The sequence below is a fragment of the Streptosporangium sp. NPDC001559 genome (assembly GCF_042893955.1).
Classification (GTDB): domain Bacteria; phylum Actinomycetota; class Actinomycetes; order Streptosporangiales; family Streptosporangiaceae; genus Streptosporangium.
Genome location: NZ_JBIAVG010000017.1, coordinates 86,187 through 101,755, shown reverse-complemented (window position 1 = coordinate 101,755; position 15,569 = coordinate 86,187). Strand labels below are relative to the sequence as shown.

The 15,569-nt window shown below is 69.6% G+C and carries 15 protein-coding genes; 9 read left to right on the top strand and 6 right to left on the bottom strand.

The window, feature by feature from the left end; genetic code table 11:
* Positions 1 to 30: 30 nt before the first annotated feature.
* The 4 genes from ACFYY8_RS32435 to ACFYY8_RS32420 form a co-directional block, all read right to left on the bottom strand.
* On the bottom strand, positions 31 to 429 hold the full coding sequence (locus tag ACFYY8_RS32435; protein ID WP_390047587.1) for an ATP-binding protein: 399 nt from the start codon (positions 427 to 429) through the stop codon (positions 31 to 33).
* Between the two features lie 264 nt (positions 430 to 693).
* Positions 694 to 2,733 carry a cytochrome c oxidase assembly protein gene (locus ACFYY8_RS32430; protein WP_390047585.1) on the bottom strand — a complete coding sequence of 680 codons (2,040 nt, stop codon included), beginning with the start codon at positions 2,731 to 2,733 and terminating at the stop codon, positions 694 to 696.
* Positions 2,730 to 3,323: a copper resistance protein CopC gene (locus ACFYY8_RS32425; protein WP_390047583.1), complete on the bottom strand. Its 594-nt coding sequence runs from the start codon at positions 3,321 to 3,323 to the stop codon at positions 2,730 to 2,732. The genes ACFYY8_RS32430 and ACFYY8_RS32425 overlap by 4 nt, the downstream gene beginning before the upstream one ends.
* Before the next feature lie 191 nt (positions 3,324 to 3,514).
* Positions 3,515 to 4,789 (bottom strand): helix-turn-helix domain-containing protein, encoded by a 1,275-nt coding sequence (locus ACFYY8_RS32420; protein ID WP_390047796.1) that lies wholly within the window; start codon positions 4,787 to 4,789, stop codon positions 3,515 to 3,517.
* A gap of 635 nt (positions 4,790 to 5,424) precedes the next feature.
* Between ACFYY8_RS32420 and ACFYY8_RS32415 the strand changes: the two genes are divergently transcribed.
* A complete protein-coding gene (locus ACFYY8_RS32415) occupies positions 5,425 to 6,798 on the top strand; it encodes an NCS2 family permease (RefSeq protein WP_390047581.1) in 1,374 nt (457 codons plus the stop codon).
* 16 nt (positions 6,799 to 6,814) lie between these two features.
* Here the strand turns inward: ACFYY8_RS32415 and ACFYY8_RS32410 are convergent, their stop codons facing one another.
* Positions 6,815 to 7,912: an excalibur calcium-binding domain-containing protein gene (locus tag ACFYY8_RS32410; protein WP_390047579.1), complete on the bottom strand. Its 1,098-nt coding sequence runs from the start codon at positions 7,910 to 7,912 to the stop codon at positions 6,815 to 6,817.
* Between the two features lie 227 nt (positions 7,913 to 8,139).
* On the opposite strand from ACFYY8_RS32410, the gene ald reads away from it, so the two are divergent.
* The 6 genes from ald (at position 8,140) to ACFYY8_RS32380 (ending at position 13,632) form a co-directional block, all read left to right on the top strand.
* Positions 8,140 to 9,255, top strand: coding sequence for an alanine dehydrogenase (ald, locus tag ACFYY8_RS32405; RefSeq protein ID WP_390047577.1), 1,116 nt, complete (start codon positions 8,140 to 8,142; stop codon positions 9,253 to 9,255).
* A gap of 762 nt (positions 9,256 to 10,017) precedes the next feature.
* Positions 10,018 to 10,218 carry a hypothetical protein gene (locus ACFYY8_RS32400; protein ID WP_390047575.1) on the top strand — a complete coding sequence of 67 codons (201 nt, stop codon included), beginning with the start codon at positions 10,018 to 10,020 and terminating at the stop codon, positions 10,216 to 10,218.
* An 18-nt stretch (positions 10,219 to 10,236) separates the two neighbouring features.
* A complete protein-coding gene (locus ACFYY8_RS32395) occupies positions 10,237 to 10,785 on the top strand; it encodes a MauE/DoxX family redox-associated membrane protein (protein WP_390047573.1) in 549 nt (182 codons plus the stop codon).
* Positions 10,786 to 10,799: 14 nt separating this feature from the next.
* A complete protein-coding gene (locus tag ACFYY8_RS32390; protein WP_390047571.1) occupies positions 10,800 to 11,336 on the top strand; it encodes a hypothetical protein in 537 nt (178 codons plus the stop codon).
* Complete coding sequence (locus ACFYY8_RS32385; RefSeq protein ID WP_390047569.1) at positions 11,333 to 13,180, top strand: ABC transporter ATP-binding protein; 1,848 nt, start codon at positions 11,333 to 11,335, stop codon at positions 13,178 to 13,180. Before ACFYY8_RS32390 ends, ACFYY8_RS32385 begins: the two co-directional genes overlap by 4 nt.
* A complete protein-coding gene (locus ACFYY8_RS32380) occupies positions 13,177 to 13,632 on the top strand; it encodes a S26 family signal peptidase (protein ID WP_390047567.1) in 456 nt (151 codons plus the stop codon). The genes ACFYY8_RS32385 and ACFYY8_RS32380 overlap by 4 nt, the downstream gene beginning before the upstream one ends.
* A 62-nt stretch (positions 13,633 to 13,694) precedes the next feature.
* On the opposite strand, the gene ACFYY8_RS32375 is transcribed toward ACFYY8_RS32380, so the two are convergent.
* Positions 13,695 to 14,357, bottom strand: a complete 663-nt coding sequence (locus tag ACFYY8_RS32375) for a DUF3105 domain-containing protein (RefSeq protein ID WP_390047565.1) — start codon at positions 14,355 to 14,357, stop codon at positions 13,695 to 13,697.
* Between the two features lie 197 nt (positions 14,358 to 14,554).
* Between ACFYY8_RS32375 and ACFYY8_RS32370 the strand changes: the two genes are divergently transcribed.
* On the top strand, positions 14,555 to 15,112 hold the full coding sequence (locus tag ACFYY8_RS32370; RefSeq protein ID WP_390047563.1) for a DUF305 domain-containing protein: 558 nt from the start codon (positions 14,555 to 14,557) through the stop codon (positions 15,110 to 15,112).
* Positions 15,113 to 15,242: 130 nt separating this feature from the next.
* Entirely contained in the window at positions 15,243 to 15,542 is a 300-nt protein-coding gene (locus ACFYY8_RS32365; protein ID WP_352008757.1) for a DUF3467 domain-containing protein, read from the top strand.
* The last annotated feature ends 27 nt before the right edge of the window (positions 15,543 to 15,569 follow it).

Below are 15,569 nucleotides of genomic sequence, written 5' to 3'. Positions count from 1 at the left end.
GCCGCGCCCGGCGTCTCCCGGGCGACCCGCTCAGCGTCCCAGGCGTCCGATGGGAACGGTCCCGGTGACGGTGGTCCCCCCGCCCGGGACGCCCTTGACGCTGAGTGTCCCGCCGACGCCGGCGAAGTGCCCGCGCATGGCGGCGACCCCCCTGCCGACGGCGGAGCCGTACACTCCGACCCCGTTGTCGCTGACCGTCATGCGCAGGCCCGCCTGCCCCAGGGTCACCGCGACGGAGACGACGTCGGCCCCGCTGTGCCGCAGGACGTTGGACAGCGCCTCCTCAAGGGTGGCCAGGAGGGCGCCGGTGACCTCGACCGGCACGTCACGGGCGGGCAGCGCCCAGATCTCGACGGTGACGTCGTTGTCACGCGCCCACCCGGTCAGGTGTTCCTCAAGGGCCCGGGCAAGGGTTCGGTCCGCGTGCATGCTCAGTTCCTTGGCCACTGCTCACCCCTTCCGCCGCGTGCGGCGGTCACCGGCCTCCCTGTCCGGACACGTGGACCCCCGTGTGTGTCCGGGCATGGCGCGTGGCGATCGGTGTGCCGTCGCGGTGGTGCTGATCCCCGTTTCCTCCAGATTACTTGCCGGAGCCGCCAATGGCCCTCGCGGACAGGATCGCCTGACGCCCGGGCGACCGGACTCGGCCGCCGGGAGGCATATCGCGGGGCGGGCCGTGGAGGCGGTCGCGGTTCACTGGGAGTTGTCGCGCTGGTTGAGCTTGGCCAGATAGTCGTTGTAGGCGTCGAGTTGCGCGTCGCCGGTGCCGCCGGTGCGAGCCGCGGCCGCGTCGGCCCTGCGGTCGGCTCTGCGGGCCTTGCGGTCGTCGTCGCGCCACCACTGGAAAGCCAGCGCGATCAGCACGATCAGCGTCGGGATCTCCCCGAAGCCCCAGGCGATGGCGCCACCGGTCTGCTGGTCGGCCACCGAGGAGGCGCCCCACGTACGGCCGAGCTGGTCGTACCACTCGGCGGCGATGACCGTCCCCATGCTCATCAGCGCGATGCCGAAGAACGCGTGGAACGGCATCGTGACGAACAGGACGATCAGCCGGGCCACGTGGGGCAGCGTGTGAGGCGAGGGATCGATCCCGATGATCACCCAGAAGAACAGGCAGCCGCTCAGCAGGAAGTGCGCCGTCATGGCCATGTGGCCGAGGTGCTCCTCCATCGCGGCGGTGAACAGCGGGGTGAAGTACAGCGCGTAGGTCGAGACCACGAAGATCGCGGTGGCGATCGCCGGGTGGGTGACGAACCGGACGAACCTACTGTGCAGGATCGTGGTCAGCCACTCGCGGGGACCTCGGTCGCCCCTGCGGGCGGCGGGCTTGAGGGCGCGCAGAGCGAGCGTGACGGGGGCCCCGAGGACGAGGAAGATCGGCACCAGCATGGCCAGCGTCATGTGTTCGGCCATGTGCGCGCTGAACAACACCTTGGCGTAGCGGGCGACCCCGGTCTGGGTGGCCAGGACAAGGATCAGCAGGCCGACGAACCAGGCGGCCGTACGGCCCGCGGGCCAGTGGTCGCCGCGCCTGGACAGCCGTACGACCCCGGCCAGGTAGAAGCCGCCGAGCAGGGCGATCACGGTGCCGGTGAACAGGTCGAACCACCACAGCGACGCCAGGTTCGCCACCGAGATCTCGGGCGGCAGGGGATAGCCGAGCAGGTCGACGACCGGGTCGGTCCGCAGGACCTCCTCGGGCGGGGCGGTGCGGGCGAGCACGACGGCCACGCCGACGGTCGCGAACATGATGAGCAGTTCGACGGAGGCGAACCGGGCGAACACCCTGGGCGTCCCGGCGGAGAGCTGCGGCAGCGTGTGCTTCCTGTGCCACCAGCCGAACACGCCGAGCACCGCGAACGCCGCGGTCTTGGCCAGCAGCATCAGGCCGTAGGCGGAGGTGAACAGCTCCTCGACCGAGGTGAGCCTGGCCACCGTGCTGAACAGGCCGGACAGGCCGACGGCGACGAAGCACCCCAGCGCCAGCGTGGAGAAGCGCGCGGCCGCGGTCTCCAGGAACGGCTGCCGCCGCAGCGCGTGGAAGCACAGCACGGCCAGGCCGCCGACCCACAGGGCCAGGGCGAGCAGGTGCGCGGCCACCCCGGTGGTCGCGAGGTCGTGGTTGGGGGCAGAGGAGGAGTGCCCGGTCAGCGCCGGGGGCAGCAGCGTGGCCATGGCCAGCACCAGCAGCCCTCCGCAGGCCCCCACGGTGATCGTCCCTCGGGCGAACAGCGCGATCGCTATCGAGAACAGCACCACGAGGGTGAGCGCGATGCCCTGGGAGATCTGGCTGGCGTAGCTGGTCAGCTCGTCGCCGCCGAGCACGTCGGCGACGGGCACCCTGAGCGCCTCGGACAGGCTGAAGATCATCGTCGCGGCGGCCGAGGCCGCCCAGGCGAGCGCGAGCCACGAGGCGCCCTTGACGTAGGCGAGGGCCGGCTTGCCGAGCAGCCCCTTGTCGCTGGGCAGGAAGACCGTCGCGGCCAGCAGCACGCCGACGGTGAGCACCCCCGACACGTCCATCAGCATCTTCGACAGCGGCAGGCCCCAGCGGGTGAACGCGCCCTCGTCCGGCAGGCCGGGAATGACGCGCGGGGTCGCGGCGCCTCCGGCGATCATGGCGACCGCCAGTGCGACGACGGCGACACCCGCGCTCGCGAGGGCGATCCTGACGATCCTCCCGTTGTCCGCCGTCTCCTCCACGGCGGGCACGGCCCGCTCCCGCCTGCTCATGACCGCCTCTTCCCGCGAAGGCTGAACATCAGCCCGATGCCGATTCCGACGAGACCGCCGACGACGATCCACACCCAGCCGGGAATGCCCCTCGAAGGTTCCTGCGCCGCCTGGGCGACGGGGGCGGCCTCCTGCGACGAGGGGGCGGGCTCGGCGGCCGACGCGGCGCTCGGCTCGGCTCCGGGTTCGGCGGCCGTGGCGCTCCGCGAGGGCGACGGCTCACCGGAGCCGCTCAGCGTGAAGGGGATCTCCCCGTCGATCGGGTGCCCGTCCGAGGAGACCACCTGGTAGGCGATGACGTACTCGCCGGGCGGCAGGCCCGGCTTGAGCCGCTGGGTGACGACCGGCCCGTCGATGACGGGCTTGCCCTCCTGGTAGGCGGCGCCCTCCTTGGCGTGCACCACGACGATCGGGAAGTTGACCTTGGAGGTGAAGGTCAGCTTCACCCGGTCCAGGCCGTCCACCGTGGCGCCCTTGGCGGGGTCGCTGCTCTTCAGCGAGTCGTGCGCCAGGGCGGGTGAGGCGAGGGCCGTACCGAGGAGGAGAGCGGCCAGGAGCGTGAGGGCTGCCGCGGCAGGGGAAGTCTTCATGGCACCCCCAAGGCTACCGACGCCCTCATGCGGTCCCTACCTCCGTGTCTGCACGCGCCGGCGGCCCACCTCTGCGGCCGTCCGTAAAACGTCCGAGGCCATGCCCGGCAATCCCCGGGCATGGCCTTTCGGATGTCACCTTTTCCATTCCGTTCCGCCGAACCCGTGAGCCCGGCGGAACGGAGCGGTTCCTACAGCCCCACGCAGGCCAGCGCCCTCTTGTAGGCGTCCACGCTGCGGTCGGGCTCGTCGATGCGCTCCAGGACCCGCGCCGCCGTCAGCCAGGCGTGGGCGGTGTAGCGGGTCGCGGGCAGCTTGTCGAGTGCCTCAGCCGCGGCCTGCAGCTCGTGCAGGGCCCGCTGCTGGCCGTCCAGCTCGGCGGAGGTCTGGCCGTGCAGCAGGCGCGCCTCCATCTGCAGCGGCCTGGGCATACCGTCGAGCATGTCGCAGACGGCCTTGATGTGCTCTCCGGCCCGCTGGGGGTTGGCGAGCAGCAGCTCGGCGCGGGCGAGGTTCATCGCGCAGCGCATCTTGTCCATGGGGTTGGCCGAGCTCTCCGAGAGCTCCTTCTCGACCTTGACCAGCAGCTCACGCCAGGCGCCCGCCTGCATGGGCCGTACGGTCAGCATGACCTGGGCGTAGTCGTTGCGGAGACGGGCCAGTCTACGGGGGTCTCCGTACTCGGACTGGATGGCCAGGGCGCGCTCGACGTGGGTGACGGCCTCGTCGCCGCGCCCGCTCTCGACCGCGACGATGGCCGCGCCCCAGTGCGCCAGGGTGAGCGCCTGCGGGGTGCCGAGGACCTCGGCCGCGGCGAGCACCTCGGCGGAGAACTGCCTGGCCCGCAGCAGGTCACCCCGCTCGACGTAGGCGGCCAGCAGCTGGCCGCCCAGTCTCATCAGGCCGTCGGTCCAGGCGGGCCTGACCGCGCCACCGAGGATCTCCTCGACGACGTTCACCGCCTGGGCCAGGTCTCCCTGCTCGCGGTAGCAGCGCGACAGGGCGACGGCCACGGCGATGTGGCGCTCGGGGGTCATCGTGGCGGGGTCGTTCTCGCGCAGGCCGTTGAGCAGGGCGATCGCGCCGTCGAGGTCGCCGCAGGCCTCCGTGGCCAGGGCCAGGCCGTACTCGGCGTCCTGTCTGTGCTGGGGCAGGCCCGCCAGGCCGCTGTCGGCGAGAAGCTCGGCGTAACGCGTGCGCGCCTCGCCGACCTCGCCGTTCTCCATGGCCAGCCTGGCGTAGCCGAGGCCCAGCTCGATCTCCTGCATCTGCTCGGCGGTCACGCCGTTGATCAGGTAGGTGAGGGAGCAGTCGAGCTTCTCGGCCAGCAGCTCAAGGACCGCCGGAGTGGGCGTACGCTTGCCGCTCTCGATCAGCGACACATAACTGTCGGATAGTTCCGGATGGGCGAGTTGCGCCTGGGAAAGACCACGTTGACGTCGGACGGTCTTGATGCGTTGCCCCACCAAGTCTTGACCAGCCACGTTACCCCTTGAAAGATATCGTTCGAGCAGCAGAACCCACGACAGGAGCCTCCCCCGTGCGCCGACGCCTCGCTTTGTCTGCCCTCGCCGTCCTATTTACGGCCACATTTGCAGCCATGAGCAATGCTACGACTGCAAGTGCTGATTCGTCTTCCCCCTCGCAGAGCACCAGTCAGTATTCTTTGCAGCTCAACCAGGAGAACAAGACGAGCTGGAGCTATCCCGACTAGCAGCGGGTCAGCCCGCCTGTAAAGCCGGTACCAGACCGGCACGGCCCGTCACCGTGGAGAGATCCCGACCGGTGAGCATCGCGATCCGGCGGATACGGCGGCGGGCCGTTCCGGTTCCCGGAAGAGGAACGCCCGGCCGAGACCCCATCGGATGTCGCACGGCGAAGGAACGCTCCAGCGCCTGGAATCGGTGCGCCGATCCTAACCCACCCGAACCCCCCTGCACAGGGCGAATCATCTCCGCACGTCACCCTCCATCCATCCCTCGCTTCCCGCCTGACCGTACGGTTCCGCGGCGAAATGGAACGGTCCAGGACACGGCCTCTGACATCGCGCCGGAACCACGGGGGTAGGAACCCGATCGTCCTTCAGGGCGATGGGAGGCTCATGGACCGGTTCTTCGAACTGTCGGCGCGTGGTTCGACGGTCGGCCGCGAGGTCAGGGGCGGGATCACCACCTTCATGGCCATGGCCTACATCATCCTGCTCAACCCGATCATCCTGGGCGGGGCGACGGACGTCACCGGCGCGAAGCTGACGATCACGCAGCTGACCACCTCGACGATCCTCGCGGCGGCGGTGAGCACGCTGCTGATGGGAGTCGTCGGCAACGCCCCCTTCGGCCTGGCGGCCGGGCTCGGGCTGAACGCCGTCGTCGCCTACCAGGCCGCCCCGCACATGACCTGGGCCCAGGCGATGGGACTGGTCGTGCTGGAGGGCCTGGTCATCGTGGTGCTCGCGGTCTCCGGGCTGCGCAGGCTCATCATGAACTCCATCCCGCTGGCCCTGAAGCACGCGATCAGCGTGGGCATCGGAATGTTCATCGCGCTGATCGGGCTGGTCGACGCCGGGTTCGTGGCGCGGGGCACGGGAACGCCGGTGCAACTGGGCAGGACGGGGCACCTGACGGGCTGGCCGGTCACGATCTTCTGCTTCGGCCTGCTGCTGATGATCGTGCTCTACGTGCGCAGGACCAGGGGCGCCATCCTGATCGGCATCGCGATCACCGCCGTGCTGGCGATCGTCGTCAACGCCACCGCCAGGATCGACCCGGCGAGCTGGGGTGTCGTGGTGCCCCGGGTGCCCGAGGGCGTGGTCGCGGCGCCGGACTTCGGGCTGGTCGGGCAGTTCGACCTCTTCGGAGGCTTCTCCCAGGCGGGGCCGGTGACCGCGACGGTCGTGCTGTTCACGCTGGTCCTCTCCGGATTCTTCGACGCGATGGGCACGATCATCGGGGTGAGCGACGAGGCGGGACTGGTCGACGAGCAGGGCCGGGTGCCCCGCCTCGGCGCGATCCTGACCGTGGACGGCGTGGCCGGGGCCGTCGGCGGCCTGTCCAGCGCCTCGGCCAACACGGTGTTCGTCGAGTCGGCGGCCGGGGTCGGCGAGGGCGCGAAGACCGGCCTGGCGGCGCTGGTGACCGGCGCCCTGTTCACGCTGAGCCTGTTCTTCACCCCGATCGCCTCCGTCGTGCCCGCCGCGGCGGCGGCCCCGGCGCTGGTGCTCGTCGGCGCGCTGATGATGACCCAGGCCAGGAACATCCCCTGGGAGGACCTGACGCTGGCCGTACCGGCGTTCCTGACGATCGCGCTGATGCCCTTCACCTACAGCATCACCAACGGCGTGGGCGCCGGGGTGATCTCCTACACGGTCGTCCAGGCGGCCGTCGGACGGGCCGGGCGGATCCCGTGGCTGCTGTGGGCGGTCACCCTGGTCTTCGCCCTCTACTTCGCGATAGAGGCCGTCCAGGGGGTGCTCTAGACCTGTGCGGGCGGCCCTATAGGTCTCCCTCGTCACAGGCCACGCCGTCGCCGTCCTTGTCGGTGTACCAGTGGTACTCCTTGTGGGTCTCCTTGAAGTAGGGGCCGTATCCCGCCCTGACCACACTCGCGCAGTCCGGATAGTGAGGGTCGGTCCCCCGCGCCCCGGCGGGCGCGGCGGCTCCCGTCGTGGGCCCGGCCGTGGCCCCTGTGGTGGTTCCCGTGGTGGCGGCCGGGGTCTGTGCCTGACCGGTGGGCGCGGTCGTGGCCGGAGGCGCCGTCGTGGGAGGCACGGTGGGTGGCCCTGTGGGGGGCGTTACGGGAGGCGTCGGGGTCGCCGAGGACTGCGCGTTCGCGGCACCGAGCAGCCGGGCGACCATGGCGTCGGCCTGTTCCTTGGTGAAGGAGCCCGCGATGCTCAGGCTGTCCTCGGTGATCACCTGGGCGACCCTGGGGGCCGCGACCACCCGTTCCCCGACGACGATCGCCATCTGCTGGGTGACCGTCTCCTGGGTCAGGTCGTTGATCTGGTCTCGGAAGGTGGGCGCGAACACGATCTTCACCGAGTAGGAGCCGCCCCGGTCCTGGACCGCCTCGATCCTGCGCACCGCGTCCACGCTGACCCCGGCGGCCAGTGTGTAACAGACCTGCCCGAGGTCGTCGGGCCTGGCGTCGGGGTCGGTGCACGGCCCCTGCTGGGCGCCCGTCACCGGTGCGAAATGGATGGGTACGGCCAGCCGCCGGGGCGGCGTCGCGCCCAGCGGCAGGTCGGGGTTGCGGGTCATCAGCACCGCGAGGGTGCCGAGCACGCCCGCGGTCAGCACGACGATGACCAGGGCGACGACCAGGGCGATCGTGGTGATCCTGGTGGCGCGGGGCGGCTGCGGAGCGTATCCGGCCGCTCGGGGGTCCCGTGGGTCGCGGGGGTCCCGGGGTCCTCCGGGGGGCGTGGGACGGCCTCGGCCGCCCGGCGGACCGGACCTGTCCCCGCTCCCGCGCCCCGGTCCCGTCGGGTCAGGCCGGCCCTGGTGATGGCCCTGGTGATGGCCGTGACGGGCGGGTGGAGGCCCCTGCGGCACCGGCGGGTCGTCCGTGCCGCCAGGACCGGTGCGCATCTCCATCGTCTTCGTCCCCGTATCGTCGCGTCCCTCGCGAACGAGCCTACCGATCACTCAAAATCCCCGGTAATCGGACGGTCAATCGGGCATCCAGAAAGATGACGACTTCCGCAGTTTGACAGCGTGTTATCAACGATGAGCGATTCATTGCACCTTGCGCGTAGTGCCCTCTTTCTCGGGAACGCAGAGTGAAGATGACATAGGTGCACGAATCTGGAGGAGCCGTGAAGATCGCTGTTCCCCGCGAGGTCAAGAACCACGAGTACCGTGTGGCCCTGACCCCAGCCGGTGCCCAGGAACTGGTCCGGCATGGTCATCAGGTGTTCATCGAGAAGGACGCCGGGGCGGGGTCGTCGATTCCCGACTCCGACTTCCAGAGCGTCGGCGCCGTCGTCGTCGACTCGGCCGACGACGTGTGGGCCGAGGGAGACCTCGTCCTGAAGGTCAAGGAGCCCGTCGCCGAGGAGTACCACCGGATGAGCAAGGGGCAGGTGCTCTTCACCTACCTGCACCTGGCCGCCTCCGAGGCCTGCACCCGGGCCATGCTGGAGTCCGGGGTCACCGGCATCGCCTACGAGACCGTGCAGAACGCCAACGGCTCCCTGCCGCTGCTCGCCCCGATGTCCGAGGTCGCCGGGCGCCTCGCCCCCCAGGTCGGGGCCTACCACCTGATGCGGCCCGAGGGCGGGCGCGGGGTGCTGATGGGCGGCGTCTCCGGGGTGCACGCCGCGAGCGTGGTCGTGATCGGTGCCGGGGTCTCCGGCATGAACGCCGCGGTGATCGCGCTCGGCATGCAGGCCGAGGTGGTCCTGCTGGACAAGAACATCGACAGGCTCCGCCAGGCCGACGTCATCTACCAGGGCCACTGCCAGACGGTCGCCTCCAACAGCTTCGAGGTCGAACGCGCGGTCCTCAACGCCGACCTGGTCATCGGCGCGGTGCTGGTGCCGGGCGCCAAGGCCCCGAAACTGGTCAGCAACGAACTGGTCTCACGGATGCGGCCGGGCTCGGTCCTGGTGGACATCGCCATCGACCAGGGCGGCTGCTTCGAGGACTCCCGGCCGACGACCCATGCCGACCCGACCTACCGGGTGCACGACTCGATCTTCTACTGCGTGGCCAACATGCCGGGTGCCGTCCCGCACACCTCGACCTACGCGTTGACCAACGTGACCCTGCCCTACGTCCTGGCCATCGCCGACCTCGGCTGGCGCCAGGCGCTGCGCGAGGACCCCGTGCTGGCCCCCGGGCTGAACACGCACGAGGGGCACCTGACCAACCAGCCGGTGGCCGAGGCCCACGGCCTGGAGGCGGTTCCGCTGGAGCGGATACTCCGATAGCCCGGTGGTTCAGGACCGCCCGCGGCATGCCGGGCGGGGCCGCTCCGCGCCCTGTCAGCCCCGCCGTCCCGGAGACCGGCGTCGCACTACCCTCTCCCGAAGCGGTCAACCTGTGAACCATTTCACATTTTATAGATACTTGACCGGTCCGCTCCATTCATCGGATAATGCGCTCACATAAAGTAACGATTTCCATACGGAAATGTTTTCCGTGCCATTCACAGAAATCTCACCGAAATGGCATGGGCCGTGACACTCCGCCCATCCGCCAAACGGACCGAAAAAACAGCACGAAGTGATGCCCAAAAAAGGCGGAACGGTCCGAACCGGCGGGCCGAAAAGCCGGAAAAAGGCGACCGGTTCGCACGGGCCGGTCGCACCCCGGGGAGGGCGAGAGCCCGTCACGACACGGAAAGGCCGTGGCCGTCGCGCGGGACACGCCGGGGACAGGCAGATGTCCGCAGCTCATGGCGCATACGCGGACCACGGCCGAACCGGAGGAAGAACCTCCGGAGGCCCGGCGACCTCGGCGCTCACATCCGTCCGGATTACCCGGCAGGAGAGTCGGGAATTCGAAACCAAACCCTTCCAGATCAATGGATAATTGGCCTCCCGGAATTGCAATTGCCATTCTTCGGCAAGAATCTATTGTTTTGCCGATAAACGGCGGTTAGCGTGAACAACATGCCGCCCCGGAGACCACTCCGGCCGCATATTAATCTCTCACGCGCGGAACCGGCGGCCGGAGGAAGGGTTTGCGACATGCTTAACAAATTGGGGATTCTGGGGGACCGGCTGCTGAGCCGGTTCGTGCCCGCGACGAGCGCGGCCGCGAGCTGCCCCTGTGGCTCCTACCCCTACACGGGGCCGTGTCTCTACGAGATTCCCTGCGGAGGGGGCCTGACCAAGCTGTGCCTCTGCGAGGACAGCGCCCGCCGTATCACGTGCAGCGTCTGCTCCTAGTCCCCGTCTAAACGACCAATGGCACTCGTCACCCTGGGCTGCCAGGTGCTCGTGGCGAGCACTTTCGCCGTAGCGGCGATCAGCAAACGGCCCGGTAAGGCGTTTGCCGAATTCACGAAATCGACCGGCCTGCTGTTGCCTTCCCTCGCGGGCGGGTGGCGGCGGCCGGTCGCCCTCGGAGTGTTCGCCGCCGAACTGGCCGTCGTCGTCCTGACCCTCCTCCCCGCCACCGTCGCGGCGGGATTCGCCCTCGCCACCGTGACGACCGCCGGATTCACGATCGCGATCACCGCGGCGCTGCGCCGGGGTGAACGCGCCCCGTGCCGCTGTTTCGGAGCCGGAGGCACACCGCTGGGACCGGTGCACCTGGCGCGCAACCTCGTCCTGATCGTGGTGGCGGTGGCCGGCCTGCTGGCGGCCCTGCTCTCCCCCGCCGGGCCGACGGAGCCGGCCCTCGCCGTGGTCACGGTGATCGCCGCCCTCACCGTCGCGTCCCTGGTGATCCGCATGGACGATCTTGTCGCCCTGTTCGCCCCGTCTCCGTACCACCCGAACAAATCGAAGTGAAGAAAGCAGTGGACATGTTTGTTGCCGCAGCCGTGATTCTGTGTGTCGTCGTCACCGTCCTGAACCTGGTCCTCACACTGGGCGTGATCCGCCGGCTACGGGACCACACAGAACGCCTCGACGGCCTGACCCATCCGAAGTCCATGATCGAGCCGATCACCGGTCCTGGGACCCGCCCCGGTCCCTTCACCGCCCGCACCGTGGACGCCGAGGCGGTCACCGGGGCACAGCTGGCCGGTGGGCTGGTGGGGTTCTTCTCCCCGACCTGCGACGCGTGCCACGAGTGGCTTCCCAGGTTCGCCGCGGCGGCGCGGGCACTGCCCGAGGGCCGTCGTCAGGCGATGGCCGTGATCGTGGCGCCGACGGACGAGGTCGCCGCCGACATGGTGTCGGAGCTCCGGGAGAACGTCATGGTCGTCATCGAACGGGATCGCGGGCCGCTGGCCGCCGCCTTCAAGACCTCCGCCTACCCCGCCATGTGCCGTCTCGGCGCGGACGGCGCGGTGACCCACACCGGGCGAGGTGCCGTGGCCGTACCGGCGGAGATGTGAGGCAGGCCGGAGCGACGGCCGGGCTCACCCCCGCCACGGCGTTCGGCCACACCCTCATGGCGGCGCGGCTGACGCTGATGGCCGCTCCGGGAGCGCTGGTCGTACTGGTGCTGCTCTCGGTCGCCGCAGGGCTCGCGCCGGTGGTGGTCGCCTGGCTCACCCGGCTGACGTTGGACGGCCTGGTCGGCGGGGTCCCCGACGCGGCCTTGGTCTGGGCGGCCGTGGCGCTCGCTCTCGCGGGAGTCTGCGCCGTGGTCGTGCCGCGGCTGTCCCAGTACACCGAGGCCGAGGTGGGGCGGCGGGTGCGGGCGGTCGCGGTCGACCGGCTCTACACCGCGATGAACGACCGATTGCGGGGGCTGGCGACCCTGGAGAACCCGGACTTCCACAATCGGATCAGCCTGGCGCAGCAGGCGGGCAGCACCGGCCCCGTACACCTGCTGAACAGCGCCACCGGCATCGGAAGAAGTCTGCTGACCCTGACCGGTTTCCTGGTCACCCTGCTGTTGATCAACCCCTGGCTGGTGCTGGCCGTCGCGGTCACCGCGATCCCCACCACGCGGGCGGAGGTCCTGCTGGGCCGGCGCCGGGTGGGGGCGATGTGGCGGACCGGCTACGCCGAGCGGCGGCAGCACTTCTACGCGAACCTGCTCAGCGCCCCGCGGGAGGCCAAGGAGGTCCGCCTCTTCGGACTGGGGGACTTCTTCAGGAACCGGATGCTCTCCGAGCTGCGCTCGACCAACGCCGTCAACCGCGCCCTGGAGCGGCGCGAGCTGGGAGTGCAGATCCTCCTGGCTCTCCTGGGAGCCGGAGTCGCGGGCGGCGGGTTGATCTGGGCCGTCCTGGCCTCCCGGGCCGGACGACTCACCGTGGGTGACGTGACGGTGCTCGTGGCCGCGGTCGCCGGGGTCCAGGGCTCCCTGTCCGCGATCATCAGTCAGCTGGGAGCCTCCTACCAGGCGCTGCTCATGCTGGACCACTACCACGTGGCGACCACGGTCGACCCCGACCTGCCGGTCCTGGCCTCTCCCTCCCCGGTACCGGCGCTGACGGGAGGGATCGAGTTCCGGGATGTCTGGTTCCGCTACGGCCCCGACCAGCCGTGGGTGCTGCGTGGCGTGAACCTCACCGTTCCCGCAGGCCGGGCCACCGCGCTGGTCGGGCTGAACGGCGCGGGCAAGAGCACACTGGTGAAGCTGCTCTGCAGGCTCTACGACCCCACCCGCGGTCAGATCCGCTGGGACGGAGTCGACCTGCGGGACACCGACCCCGCCCAGCTGCGGGAACGGATAGGCACCGTGTTCCAGGACTACGTGGAGTACGAGCTCTCCGCGGCGGAGAACATCGGCCTCGGCGACCTCGCCCGGCTGGAGGACCGAGATCGGATCGAGGCCGCCGCGCGGCGTGCCGGGGTGCACGAGGTGCTGGCCGCGCTGCCGAACGGCTACGACACCATGCTGACCCGGATGTTCCTGGCCGGGATCGACGAGGAGCACCCGGAGATGGGCATGCTGCTCTCCGGCGGGCAGGGGCAGCGGCTGGCGCTGGCGAGGGCGCTGCTTCGGGACGACCGGGACATGCTCGTCCTCGACGAGCCCAGTTCCGGTCTCGACGCGGAGGCCGAGGCCGAGGTTCACGCCCGGCTCCGCGAGCACCGCGGCGGCCGTACCAGCCTGTTGATCTCCCATCGCCTGAACACGGTCCGCGACGCGGACCAGATCGCGGTCCTCTCCGACGGGGAGATCATCGAGTGCGGCGACCACGACCGGCTGGTCGCCGAGGGAGGCGTCTACTCCCGGCTCTTCGCCCTGCAGGCCCGTGGCTACGAGACGACGCTCACATGATCCAGACCGCACTGACCCTTGTCGCGCTGGCCTGCCTCGTGGGCTGGCTGAACCGGCTGCGCCGGGGCTATCTGGTGGTCACGGTGCGGGGCCCCAGCATGACGCCCACCTACCGTCACGGCGACCGGCTGCTGGTACGGCGCTGCCGGGGAAGCCGGATCCGGGCAGGGGAGGTGGCCGTCGTCGACCTGCCTGAGTGGATACGGCCCGTTCCCGGGGAGCTGGGTCCCCGGGAGGCCCTGCGTGCCCGGCGGGTCATCAAACGGGTCGCGGCGATCCCCGGAGATCCGGTGCCCCTTCCCTTCGAAGGGGCCGGAGCGGTGGTCCCCCCGGCCAGTCTGGTGCTCCTGGGAGACAACCCCGACGGCAGCGGAGACTCGCGACAGTACGGTTACGTACCCACCGACGCCGTGGTGGGAGTGGTCCTACGCCCCCTGAGAGACCGTTCGTAACCCTCGGCGCCCTCCGGCGGCCCGCGTGTGGGAGGGCGGCGAGGTCGCCACCCTCCCTCTTGTCAGGAGGCGCTCGAGGAGGGAGCGGGCGTGGCGTCGGGAATGGGGTTCTGGGACGCGGGCTTGTCGACGCTGTTCGGACCCTCGCAGGAGGCGCCGAGCTCGGGGGTCTCAGGGCTGTTCTTGTACTTCGCGACGAACTTGGCCAGTCGCGGATCGTCCGCGCTGTCGAGCTGCAGCTGCTTGTTCCAGGAGCTCAGCACGACGGGCTTGGGGAGACCCGGGTAGGGGCTGAGAAGCATGTAGTCGCTCGAGGCGGCCTTCTTCAGCGTCTCGACCTGGTCCTTGGGAAGGTCGGGCCGATAGGTGATCCACACGGCGCCGTGCTCCAGGGAGTGCACGGCGTTCTCGTTGTTCACGGGCTCGTCGTAGATGCCACAGCGCTGCCATACGGAGTTGTGCTCCCCGCCCATCGGGGGGTTCTCCGCATATTTGATCTTGGTCTCCTTGTGCGATCCGCCCGCGTACTTGGCGCTCGCCACCGAGTCCAGTGAGGTCTGCGCCCGCTCATTGACGAGATAGAAGCCGACCACTCCGACGAGCAGCAGAACGACCAGGCCTCCGGCCCCCCACATGATGATCCCGGCACGGCGCTCACGGCGCTTCTGCTGTTCACGCATCTGGTTGAGACGCTCACGTCTCGACCGTGCCTCTTCCTTGATCATCAATCCTCCAGGGGGCAAACCATGTCCGAGTCACCTTATGCGCTACCTACGTATAGCGGGAATAAGTACCGCACTCCCTCCCCACAGCTGGTAACCGGTAGGCTGACTAGGCGATGGAGACCCCCGTAGAACGCCCCAGATCACGTCGACCGTGGACGATCCTTGCGATAGTCATCGTTTTCGCGCTCGTCGGCTCCGTGCTGTTCCTGGGGGGTAGGCAGTCCCCCACCGACTCCTCCGCCGAAGCCGGCTACGCCCGTGACATGGCCACGCACCACTCGCAGGCCGTCGAGATGGCCTTCATCATGCGAGACGACACGACGAACGATCCGCTGCGGGTGCTCACCTACGACATCATCGTCACGCAGACCGCCCAGCGCGGGATGTTCAGCGGCTGGCTCCAGCAGTGGGGGCTCAACCAGTCGACCGAGCGCCCGCCGATGGCCTGGATGTCCGGTCACGGCCACGGCGTAACGGCGGCGGCCCCGGGTGCGATGCCCGGTATGGCCAGCCAGGAGGAGCTCAAGAGGCTCCGCGAGGCCACGGGCAAGGAGCAGGAGATCCTCTTCCTTCAGCTCATGATCCGCCACCACGAGGGCGGCGTGCAGATGAGCGAGGGGCTGCTGAAACTGTCGGACCGCGACGAGGTGGCCACCCTGGCGCGGCACATCGTCGCGGGTCAAACGGGAGAGATCAAGCTGATGACCGACATGCTGGCCCAGCGCGGGGCCAGGCCACTGCCCTCGATCCTCTAGCTCTCCCCGGTCGTTCCCGGGTCCACCCCCTGTACGGCGTCCGCCTCGACGAGGTCGGCGCGTCCCTGCGCCGCCCGTTCCCCCGGCCAGGGCAGCATTGAGCAACCTGGCCGGAGGAGATAGAACAGAAATGGTGAACGACGAACCGGAGAACCGCCTGGAGGTGAGCATCTCCGCCGAGGTCGAGGCCGGGCAGTACGCCAACTTCGCATCGGTGTGGCACACCGAGGATGGCTTCGTTCTGGACTTCGCGGTGATCACCAGACCGCCCCAGCTCGCCAACGACCCCTCGTCGGGCCAGCACTTCGTCAGTGTGCCGACCAGGATCGTCAGCCGGATCCGCATCCCCCCGAGCCAGGTGTTCGAACTCATGAAGGCTCTGGAACAGCAGCTGACCGCCTACGAGAAGGAGACGGGCAGGAAGTCCTGACCCGTCCCCGCGCGGCTCTCCCCGGCG